This window comes from Glutamicibacter sp. AGC46 (assembly GCF_053543715.1).
The window spans coordinates 458,801-469,391 of sequence record NZ_JBLVOJ010000025.1; the positions used below are offsets into that span (position 1 = coordinate 458,801).

The window sequence follows — 10,591 nt, forward strand, 5'->3', positions numbered from 1 at the left end:
GGACCGGCCACGGTCCGCCTGCTGGGCGGGTTTTCGCTTTGGCCCCGACCCTTGCCGGCAAAGCAAAACATCGATGCCCGGTACCATTGCGAGTCTGGTACCGGGCATCGATGCCTCTGCGAGTGATGGAAGCCGCTTAGGCCAGCTTGTGGTCCGCAGCTTCGGTGCCATCGGCCAGCTCTACGACCTCGTCCTCAGGATCCTGGGGCTGGGCGCCGAGCTTGCCACGGGTCAGCTTGTGCATGATCATGGCCAGCGCGCCGTCACCGGTCACATTGGTTGCGGTGCCGAAGCTATCCAGGGCAATGTAGGCTGCGAACATCAGGCCGACTTCGACCTCGCCGAAGCCCAGCATCTGTGCGAGCAGTCCGGCAGCGGCGGCGATAGCGCCACCTGGCACGCCTGGTGCCGCAATCATCATGACGCCGAGCATCAGGATGAATGGGAAGTAGGTGCCGAAGGAAACGTCGCCACCGGTCAGCAGGAGCACTGCGATGGAGAAGCAGGTGATCTTGACCATCGAGCCTGAGAGGTGGATGGTGGCGCACAGCGGGACGACGAAGCCGGCTACCGTATCGGAAACACCATTCTTCTTGGCTGATTCCAGCGTCACCGGAATGGTTGCAGCCGAGGAGGAAGTACCCAATGCGGTGAAGTAGGCATTGCGCATCCCCCACAGTGCGGCCAGCGGGTTGCGCTTGTTCATCGCCCCAGCGATGGAGTACTGCACCAGCAGGACAACCAGGGTCAGTGCGAAGGAGACCACGGCGACGAAGAGGAACTTCTGCACTACGGTGACGGCGTCCCCGGCAGCGGACAGATCCAGGAAGATTCCGAAGATGAACAGCGGCAACGCGGGAACAATCACACGGCGGATCACCATCTCGATAATGCTGCGGAACTCCACTGTCCCGCGGAAGATCACGGTGGATCGGAAGGCCGTCAGGCCCAGGCCCAGCATGAATGCCAGTACCAGTGCAGTCATGACGCCCATCAGCGGAGTCAGCACGATTTCGGTTGCCGATTCGCCCGCACTGCCGACCAGGGAAATATACGGTTCGAAACCTGATCCTTCGCCTGCGCCAACTTCCTCGACGCCACCGCCGGAAAGCGACTTGGTGAATAGCCAACGGCTCACGAAGTACGCGAGCAGTCCCGCGCACAGGGTGGAGGTGTAGGCGATGACCGCGGTGATGCCCAACCACTTTCCTGCGCCCTTGCCGAGTTCAGCAATAGCCGGTGCCACCAAGCCGAAGATGATCAACGGCACGATGAATCCAAGGAATCCGGAGAAGATCGAGTTGTAGGTCAGGAATACGCTTCCTAGCCACACCGGCATAACCGGGCCAAGCAGAATACCCAGCAGGATGGCAACGAGCACCCAGCCAAGCAGTGGGATAGATTTCAGCAGCTTCATGAATGTCCTTTAAACGGTTAGGGATCGGAGCGCACTGTTGGACGGGCCACAAGTGTGTCGTGGCGCACGCCTCAATCATGATAGACGTAATTTTTGTTACACCGAAATCCTGTGAATGGATTGAGTGTTACGAGAATACGCCCTTCTGCCGAATATTCTCTACCGTAAATCGCAACACGTTCAATCAGGTTCGATCCCTGGTGCGGCAAGGGTTCAGGAGTTGAATATTCGTCGATTTAACGGCAGCAAGGCGGATCTGCCCCATTAAGCAGTCCCGCCCTGGCTTGGATTCATTGATTATTCGAAGTTCGCTTCGACTACGCCTTGCTCCTGGCCCTGGCCCACCACCTGGCTTTGCACGCGGAGGTTGAGCACGGATCCGCCATCGGCATTTTCATAGCTCACGAAGACCGACCCGGCTCCGGCATCGCTGCCCGTTTGCGACCAGTTCGGTCCGCCCGCCGCAGAATGGCCAGTGAGCAAGTCGACCACCTGAACGGTGGCCAGCTGCTTCATCTGGGCTTCATTTCCATTGCCCCAAGCAACGACCAGGGCATCTGCATACTCGGTGGCGCTCGATGGGAGCTTGCCCAGCTCTTGGCCCCCGATAGTTTCGGATTGCTCCGACTCCCCGGCATCCCCCGAAGTGGATGCCGTTGGCGACGCGGACTGCGTCGGGCTGGCTTCAGGAGTTGACGGCTCCTGGCTTGCGGTGCCACCTGCAGTGCTGCCGCAACCGGCGAGCGCAAGGCAGCCGGCCAGTGCCGCCACCGAGCTGAACTTGAGTCGTTTCGTAGTTCTATCCGGCATGGCTTTGTCCGTTCTCGCAAGGGGTCGCTGATTCCTTATGGGTTCGATACTCCACGCGAATCGGCAGCGATTGCAAGTCCGCTGTCCTATGGCAGGTGTCGGTTGGGGCATTTCTCAGTAGGCTTGGGGCATGAGCCAGCACCCTGCCGATAGCCATGACACCATTCGAGTACGCCAAGCCGGGGAAAACAACTTGCGAGGTGTTGACGTCGATATTCCAAAACGGCGCATTACCGCGTTTACCGGTGTTTCCGGTTCGGGCAAGTCCTCCCTGGTGTTCGGCACGATTGCCGCAGAGTCCCAGCGCCTGATCAATGAAACGTATACGACCTTCATCCAGAGCTTCATGCCCTCGATGCCCCGGCCTGATGTAGAAGTGCTGGAGAATCTCTCCACGGCCATCGTGGTCGATCAGGAACGCATGGGTGCGAATTCGCGTTCTACCGTGGGCACGGCTACCGACGCCTACTCGCTCTTGCGCGTTCTGTATTCGCGTTATTCCACTCCGAGCGCCGGCGGTGCTGGCGCGTACTCGTTTAATCTCGGCCAGGGCGCGTGCCCGGTGTGCGAGGGTTTCGGCACCGAGGCGAGCATCGACCTTGATGAGCTGCTGGATTGGGACAAGACGCTGAACGAGGGAGCCATCAAGGCACCGAACTTTGCCCCGGATTCCTGGCTGTGGCAGACACTGACTGCCGGCACGCAAGCAGATCTGGACATGAAGCTCAGTGACATGCCCAGTGCCATGCTTGACCGCTTGCTCCACGAGGAAGCAGGCAAGGTCAAGCTCAATGGGGCCAACATGAGCTATTCCGGTTTGGTCACGCGCATCAAGTCCAATTACATCCATTCGGGCAGGGAGATCAAGCAAGCCCATATTCGTGCCTGGATCGATCGCATCTCCACGACCGCACCGTGCTCTGCCTGCGCCGGATCACGGCTCGGCCAGGCCGCTCGCGCTTCGAAGATCAATTCCTTGGGAATCGCGGACATGACTGCCCTGCAGGTTTCCGAACTGCTCGAAACCCTCGAGAAGATCCAGATCCCGGATGCCGCGCCGCTGATAGCCAATTTGAAGGCAGTGCTCAAATCCATGGTGGATTTGGGGTTGGGCTACCTGTCCCTTGACCGTCCGGCGGGGACCCTTTCGGGCGGCGAAGCCCAGCGCGTGAAGATGATCCGGCATCTTGGATCAGCGCTCAGTGATGTCACGTATGTCTTCGACGAGCCCACCGTTGGATTGCATCCCCATGACATCCAGCGGATGAACGGGTTGTTGGCTGGCCTTCGGGACAAGGGCAATACCGTGCTGGTGGTGGAGCACAAGCCAGAGGTCATTGGCATCGCGGACCACGTGATCGACTTGGGCCCGGGCGCTGGTACCCATGGCGGCACCATTTGCTACAGCGGTCCAGTGGACGGCCTGCTGTCCAGCGATACGCTGACCGGAAAGCACTTCACCACGCGTGCTGCGCTCAATGCGAACCCGCGCGAGGCACAGGGGTCCATGCAAGTGCGCAGTGCCTCCTTGCACAACCTGAAGAATGTTTCCGTGGATATCCCTACCGGCGTGATGTGCGCAATCACCGGTGTCGCCGGTTCCGGCAAATCCACGCTGATCCATTCGACAATCGCCAAACGTGATGACGTGGCGGTGGTGGACCAAACCGCCATCCGAGGCTCCCGGCGTTCGAACCCGGCCACCTATACCGGGATCATGGATCCGATCCGTGCGGCATTTGCGAAAGCCAACGGCGTGAAGCCTGCCCTGTTCAGCGCCAATTCGGCCGGAGCGTGCCCGGGGTGCAGCGGTGTCGGGTACACCTATACGGATTTGGCTTCCATGGCCGGAGTGGCCCTGCCTTGCGAGCAGTGCGGCGGCAAGCGATTCACCGCTGATGTGCTGGAATACACCCTGGATGGGTTGAACATTGCCGAAGTCCTGGACTTGAGCATGGAAGAAGCGCTGGAGCAGCTCAAAGTACCCAAGGCGAAGGCCGTGCTCGAACGCCTGAACCAGGTGGGTCTGGGATACCTGAAACTGGGACAGCGGCTGAACACGCTTTCTGGCGGCGAACGGCAGCGAATCAAGCTGGCTATCCATTTGGGCCAGGGCGCCGGTACCTACATCCTGGACGAGCCAACCACAGGATTGCACATGGCTGACGTGCAGAACCTGCTGCGCCTGCTCGATGAAATGGTCGATGAAGGCAATACCGTCGTGGTCATCGAGCATCATCTGGCGGTGGTAGCCCACTGCGACTGGGTCATTGACTTGGGTCCCGGGGCAGGGCACGAGGGAGGAAGCATTGTCTTCGAAGGGACCCCGGCTGACCTTGCCGCCTCGGGCACGCTGACCGGAGTTCATCTGTCCGACTACATCAAGGGATAGGAATGGCCCAGAAGCTCAGGAAACCGCTGCCTGCCGACGCGCAGGAGCTTGCCAGGCTGCATGTCGAATGCTGGAAAGAAACCTACGCGCAGCTGCTGCCAGATGGTTTCTTCGACCCTGCCCACAGTGAGCAGCGGCTGCGCATGTGGGACAGGGTTCTGGAGGACCCGAATCCGCTCTTCAGGATTTCGGTGGCGGAAAATGAGGACGGGAAGCTTGTCGGATTCGCGTTCTCTGCATCACCCATGGGGAATACCGACGGGATACCGGAGAACGTCTCTCGCCAGCTGTACAACCTGTATGTGCTGGAAGACTTCCATGGCGACGGAACAGGGCAGGCGCTGCTGGATGCAGTCCTTGGCGATGAGCCGGCCGTGCTGTGGGTGGCGGCCCAGAATCCGCGTGCCATCCGATTCTACGAACGCAACGGATTCGCCTTCGACGGCGTGAGCGAGGACGACCCGGCTGCTCCGAAAATTACCGACGCAAGAATGATCAGGTAGCTAGCAAGCGGAGAGAATCCCGACGATGTCCGGGTCGCTCCCACGACCCAGTTTCGCGTCGATTTTCAGCACCAGCTGCGCTTGGCGAATCAGCGTGCCGTATTCGGGGCCAGGATCGGGGGTCGCGCGGATTCCCGTGGAGCTGAGTTGGCGCAATTTGTCCCGGGCTTCGGGCAGCTCGCTGAGGCCTTGCAGCCGGTCGAGCATCGAGGTACCGACGTTCTGCTCGGTGATGTCTTGGGACAGGCACCGGTCGATGGCGTACTGAACACGCAGCCACCATTGCCCGGCCGGTATCCAGCTTAGAGCGAGAGCAGGATTCCCGGCCCCGCGCCCCAGCCACCACCTTAACCGTTCCTGCTCCGGTCCTAGCCCCTGAATCGGGGGTCGGGCCGGAGCAGTCTTCGGGTTGGCGGAATTAGATGCGCACCAGCATCTTGCCGGTGTTCGCACCGCGCATCATGCCAAGGAAGGCGTCCACGGTATTCTCGATGCCATCCACGATCGTCTCGTCGTAGGCGATCTTGCCTTCGGAGAACCACTTGCCCATGCGCTCGCCGAACTCCGGGGCGAGGTCAAGGTAGCTGGAGAGGGTGAATCCCTGCAGTTTCAGGCCGCGGGTGATCAAGTTGGCCATGTTCTGCGGGCCAGGAGTCGACTCGGTGGTGTTGTAGCTGGCGATAGCGCCACACAGGGCAGCACGACCGCCATCGTTGAACGCTGCCAGGGCGGCTTCAAGGTGGTCTCCGCCCACGTTGTCGAAGAAGACATCGATGCCTTCCGGGGCTGCGGCGGCCAGCTGCCCGCGGACATCGCCATCCTTGTAGTTGAAGGCGGCATCGTAGCCGTACTTGCTGGTCAGCAGTTCAACCTTCTCTGCACTGCCGGCCGAGCCGATGACGCGCTTGGCACCCATGAGCTTGGCGATCTGCCCGGCAGCCGTACCCACGGCACCTGCAGCGCCGGAGACGAAGACGGTCTCGCCCTCGGCAAGATTGGCGACTGCGCTCAGGCCTACATAGGCGGTCAAGCCGGTCATTCCCAAGATGTGCAGGCGCAGCGACGAGGAAACGCCGGGCAGATCAGGTGCGGACTTGAAATTGGCAGAGTCAGCCTGCACGGTGTCAGACCAGCCCAGCTGATGCTGGACCAGGGTACCTGCCGGGAACGCTTCGTCCGCGGTCTCGATGACACGGCCGATTGCGCCTCCGAGGATCTGCTCGCCAATCTTGAATGGCGGGATGTAGGAACGGGTGTCATTCATGCGTCCGCGCATGTACGGGTCCACGGAAATGAACTCGTTGCGCACCCGGATTTCACCGGTCTTCAGCTCCGGCAGCTCAACGGTCTGGACGGTGAAGTTCTCCTGCGTTGGCCAACCGGACGGACGGGAGGCGAGCAGGATCTGCGTGCTGGTTGCTTCAGTCATGGTTACCAGTTCTTTCAATTCTCGGTGATATTGGAAACTCTCGGTGTCGTTCTAGTTGCCCAGCGCCAGGCCGAGGACCAGCAGCGCAACTGACAGCAGCGGGAACATCCCCTGCTTGACGGCCAGCTTGGCTTTGCCCGGGCTTCCCAGTGCCAGCACCAACGCAGCGGCCAGCATGGAGCCGGCTCCGGCGAAGACCAACGTGGCACCCGCAGCCAAGTGGCCCATACCCAAGGCAATCACCCCGGCAAGTGCGGCAACTGCCAAGAAGAGGTTGTAGAACCCCTGATTGAAGGCCATTTCGCGCGTTGCTTCTGCTTCAGCCTCGCTGGTCTTGAACAAAGCGCGGGTTTTTCCAGTGGTCCAGGTGATGGACTCCATCGAGAAGATGTAGATGTGGAGCAGGGCAGCGGCGGTTGCGAAGATCTGCGCGGCGATGATCATGGCTTGTCCTTGGTGTTGGGAAGGCAACTATTCTGTAACGTCCATTTCAATATATACTGGAATGGTCGTTACGAAAAGAGGAGGTGGGTGTGATGGCGCGTACATCTGCATTCGACAAGGAAACGGCTATCCAGAACGCCCGCTCGGTGTTCTGGTCCAAAGGCTTCGAGGCCACGTCCATTCCCGAACTTGAAAATGCCACGGGCCTGAGCCGTTCAAGCATCTACAACTCCTTCGGCTCCAAGCGCGGACTGTTCGACGCCGCAGTGAACAGCTACCTCAATGAAATTGTCCGCCCGCGGTTGCGTCCGCTGCTCCAGGACCCAGTACCTTCACAGGCGTTGGGAGACTATCTGCGTGGGCTTGCTTCCGTTTTCGCGAAGCCGGAGTCCCTGCCTGCAGCCCATGGGTGCCTGCTGATCAACACCGCCAGCGCACCGATTGCAGCAGAGAACGAAATCGCCGCCATCATTTCCGCGTACCGGGAAGAACTTGATGAAGCCATGGGCCGTGGCTTGCATGCCCTTCGTCCGGATCTTTCAGTAGAACGCCATGCCCTGCTGAGCGACACCATTACCGGCCTGGTGGTAGCGGCCTTCGCACTGGTGCGCATCTCCCCCAGTGAAGCTGTTCGCTTGTTGCAATGCGCCGAGAACTTGCTGGAAGACTAGTACCGGCCTTCTGCACCTATTCCTTTCCGGGATTAAGGCGCAAGCCCTGGGGCACCTGTTGTCCGGATTGCTTCTAGCCAGGCGCTGATCCACGGATCCATTCAGTGAATGCATCGCGGAGGGCTGCCGGCTCGATGCGCGGGGGCTCCGCCGACTGCCGCCAGCTGCAGATCGTTCTGCAATCACCGGCGCATGCTTGGCAGATGAGTTCGCACGCAGGGGGCCTTATTCGTCGCGCTTGCCGCAGAAAACCCAACTGGCTTTGGCTGCCGCACCGATTTTCCGCGCCGCTAGGATCCGTTCTCCCCTGAGCGCATGGCGCTGGCCGGGACCTGCGCCTATCCCACCCAGCATTCTGCTGAGCACGCCCCACGGCTGCCAGTTCCAGCTAAGCGGGACAGCGCGCAGAAGGGCCCAAATGGCAAAAGCCCACCAGTTCAATCGAATTGAACTGGTGGGCTTCGGATCAGCCAGCTGCTGCTAGCGTCAAATCACTCCGCTTAGTGGGTGTCCTCGGCAGCGATTTCGGTACGGTCACCGCTCCACTGCGTGTGGAAGGTGCCTTCCTTGTCGGTGCGACGGTAGGTGTGCGCACCGAAGTAGTCGCGCAGGCCCTGGGTCAGGGCTGCTGGCAGACGGTCGCGGCGCAGGCCATCGTAGTAAGCCAGCGACGAGGAGAACACTGGTGCAGGGATGCCCAGCTGGACAGCAACGGAAACCACGCGGCGCCATGCTGGAACTGCCTTGTTGATGGCTTCAGCGAATGCCGGAGCGAACAGCAAGTTCGAAGGCTTCTCGCCTGCCGAGTAGGCAGCGGTGATGTCCTTGAGCAGGGCTGCGCGGATGATGCAGCCTTCACGCCACAGGCCAGCAATCTCGTCGAGCTTCAGGTCCCAGTTGTATTCGCCGGCAGCCGAAGTGAGCATGTCGAGGCCCTGCGCGTAGGAGACGAGCTTCGAAGCGAACAGCGCCTGGCGCACATCCTCGACGAAGTTCTCCGGCAAGGTGACCTCGGCAGTTTCGCCGGTCAGCACCTTCTGGCCCACGGCGCGGATATCACGCTGCGAGGAAAGGGAGCGGGCGAAGACCGATTCGGCGATGGCCGAAACAGGCGAGCCCATATCCAGGCCGGACTGCACGGTCCAACGGCCGGTGCCCTTCTGGCCTGCGGAGTCCTGGATAACGTCGACCAGCGGCTTGCCGGTGGAAGCATCGACGTGGCCGAGCACCTCAGCGGTGATCTCGATCAGGAAGCTGGACAGTTCGCCCTGGTTCCATTCGTTGAAGATCTCCGACTGCTTGGCTGGCTCGATGCCGGCGGCGCTGCGCATCAGATCGTAGGCTTCGCCGATAACCTGCATGTCGGCATATTCGATGCCGTTGTGGACCATCTTCACGAAGTGGCCGGCGCCGTCGGTGGAGATCCAAGCGCAGCACGGTGCGCCGTCGTCGGCCTTGGCGGAGATCTTTTCCAGCATCGGGCCCAGCGACTTGTAGGATTCAGCGGAACCGCCGGGCATGATCGATGGGCCGAGCAGTGCGCCCTCTTCGCCACCGGAAACGCCGATGCCCACGAAGTGCAGGCCCTTTTCAGCCAGGGCAGCTTCACGGCGGCGGGTGTCGGTGTAGTGCGAGTTGCCGGCGTCGATGACCACGTCGCCCTCTTCGAGCAGCGGCACCAGCTGGTCGATAACCGAGTCCACTGGACCGCCGGCCTTGACCATGATCAGCACGCGGCGCGGGGTTTCGAGGTTTGCTACCAGCTCTTCCAGGCTTTCGGTGCGAATGAAATCGCCCTCATCGCCATGTGCTTCAAGCAGCGCATCGGTCTTGCCGACCGAGCGGTTGTGCAGGGCGACGGTGTATCCGTTGCGAGCGAAGTTACGGGCAAGGTTTGCGCCCATGACGGCCAGACCTGTGACACCAATCTGTGCAGGCATAAAAATAAGTCTCCATCGATTACGGGGAGTTGAACCGCCAAGCAGAGACCGGATGAGTCACGATCCCTGTTCACGGCCACGTGACATTTCCATCCTACAAGGGCGACGCCCGTGTTTTACAGAGGATCGCGTAAATTAAAGCATATTTATTTCGCGGATCGACTCGCCATAGTCTGATTTGGCGCAAGTCATTGGCTAAACTGACCCCATGGCAACTAGTCTGCACGCTCATGTGGTTGAGCACCTCGGCTCTCGCATTATCAGCGGGCAAATTCCGCGCGGCTCCATTATCCTCGCCGCCGACCTCGAGCAGAAGCTCCAGGTCTCGCGTTCGGTGATCCGTGAAGCGATCCGCGTTCTGGCCCAATGCGGCTTAGTCACCAGCACCAAGCGCGTGGGCATCCGCGTGCTGGGAGCGGAGCGCTGGAACCCCTACGACGATCATGTCATCCGCTGGCGGCTGGCCAGCGACCAGAAGGGCGCACAGCTGCGCTCGCTGACCGAGCTGCGCATTTCCGTAGAGCCGATGGCCGCGGAACTGGCGGCCGAGTTCGCCCCCGAAGCGATGCGCAAGGAGCTGATGATGCTCTCGGCGCAGATGAACCATTACGGGCGCCAAGGCGATTTGCGACGTTTCCTGGAACTGGATGTCCGATTCCACGCTGTGGTGCTGGCCGCCTCCGGCAATGAGATGTTTGCGAACCTCTCCACCCCGATCGGTGCGATTTTGCGCGGCCGTACCGAATTGGGCCTGATGCCTGAACGCCCGCACGAGGAAGCGTTGCTCTGGCACCAGTCGGTCGCCGATGCCATCTCCAATTCGGACTCCGCCAGCGCGCGGAAGAACATGGAAAGCATCATGCGCCGGACGCACAACGAGATCTGCAGCCTCTGGGACGGCGCGCCGCGCTTGTTCGTGGACCCGGCCAAGAGCTCCCAGTAACCCGGCGTTCCCTTCTTAAATGCGAATCCGCCCGGGGGGGGA

Annotated in this window: 10 protein-coding genes; 4 read left to right on the forward strand and 6 right to left on the reverse strand. The window is 60.8% G+C overall.

Going from position 1 to position 10,591, the window contains the following annotated elements:
• Nucleotides 1-136 precede the first annotated feature (136 nt).
• Together ACNPM8_RS17130 and ACNPM8_RS17135 are read right to left on the reverse strand one after the other, a co-directional pair.
• Nucleotides 137-1,417, reverse strand: a complete 1,281-nt coding sequence (locus ACNPM8_RS17130; protein ID WP_400342347.1) for a dicarboxylate/amino acid:cation symporter — start codon at nucleotides 1,415-1,417, stop codon at nucleotides 137-139.
• 297 nt (nucleotides 1,418-1,714) lie between these two features.
• Nucleotides 1,715-2,227, reverse strand: coding sequence for a hypothetical protein (locus tag ACNPM8_RS17135; RefSeq protein WP_448940274.1), 513 nt, complete (start codon nucleotides 2,225-2,227; stop codon nucleotides 1,715-1,717).
• 130 nt (nucleotides 2,228-2,357) lie between these two features.
• On the opposite strand from ACNPM8_RS17135, the gene ACNPM8_RS17140 reads away from it, so the two are divergent.
• Both ACNPM8_RS17140 and ACNPM8_RS17145 read left to right on the forward strand, forming a co-directional pair.
• A complete protein-coding gene (locus tag ACNPM8_RS17140) occupies nucleotides 2,358-4,619 on the forward strand; it encodes an ATP-binding cassette domain-containing protein (protein ID WP_448940275.1) in 2,262 nt (753 codons plus the stop codon).
• 2 nt (nucleotides 4,620-4,621) lie between these two features.
• On the forward strand, nucleotides 4,622-5,122 hold the full coding sequence (locus ACNPM8_RS17145; protein ID WP_448940276.1) for an N-acetyltransferase family protein: 501 nt from the start codon (nucleotides 4,622-4,624) through the stop codon (nucleotides 5,120-5,122).
• Here ACNPM8_RS17145 and ACNPM8_RS17150 read toward each other — a convergent pair whose 3' ends face one another.
• The 3 genes from ACNPM8_RS17150 to ACNPM8_RS17160 are packed head-to-tail and all read right to left on the reverse strand — an operon-like array spanning nucleotide 5,123 to nucleotide 6,995.
• Nucleotides 5,123-5,575, reverse strand: coding sequence for a hypothetical protein (locus tag ACNPM8_RS17150; protein ID WP_448940432.1), 453 nt, complete (start codon nucleotides 5,573-5,575; stop codon nucleotides 5,123-5,125).
• Nucleotides 5,541-6,551: an NADP-dependent oxidoreductase gene (locus tag ACNPM8_RS17155; protein WP_400342343.1), complete on the reverse strand. Its 1,011-nt coding sequence runs from the start codon at nucleotides 6,549-6,551 to the stop codon at nucleotides 5,541-5,543. The genes ACNPM8_RS17150 and ACNPM8_RS17155 overlap by 35 nt, the downstream gene beginning before the upstream one ends.
• Before the next feature lie 51 nt (nucleotides 6,552-6,602).
• A complete protein-coding gene (locus ACNPM8_RS17160) occupies nucleotides 6,603-6,995 on the reverse strand; it encodes a DUF1304 domain-containing protein (RefSeq protein WP_332498661.1) in 393 nt (130 codons plus the stop codon).
• Nucleotides 6,996-7,087: 92 nt separating this feature from the next.
• On the opposite strand from ACNPM8_RS17160, the gene ACNPM8_RS17165 reads away from it, so the two are divergent.
• Nucleotides 7,088-7,666 carry a TetR/AcrR family transcriptional regulator gene (locus ACNPM8_RS17165; protein ID WP_332727893.1) on the forward strand — a complete coding sequence of 193 codons (579 nt, stop codon included), beginning with the start codon at nucleotides 7,088-7,090 and terminating at the stop codon, nucleotides 7,664-7,666.
• A 500-nt stretch (nucleotides 7,667-8,166) separates the two neighbouring features.
• Here ACNPM8_RS17165 and gndA read toward each other — a convergent pair whose 3' ends face one another.
• Nucleotides 8,167-9,606, reverse strand: coding sequence for an NADP-dependent phosphogluconate dehydrogenase (gene gndA / locus ACNPM8_RS17170; RefSeq protein WP_105657765.1), 1,440 nt, complete (start codon nucleotides 9,604-9,606; stop codon nucleotides 8,167-8,169).
• Between the two features lie 208 nt (nucleotides 9,607-9,814).
• On the opposite strand from gndA, the gene ACNPM8_RS17175 reads away from it, so the two are divergent.
• The gene (locus ACNPM8_RS17175) at nucleotides 9,815-10,549 is read left to right on the forward strand and encodes a FadR/GntR family transcriptional regulator (RefSeq protein WP_133833421.1); all 735 of its coding nucleotides are present in this window, start codon (nucleotides 9,815-9,817) and stop codon (nucleotides 10,547-10,549) included.
• Nucleotides 10,550-10,591 lie beyond the last annotated feature (42 nt).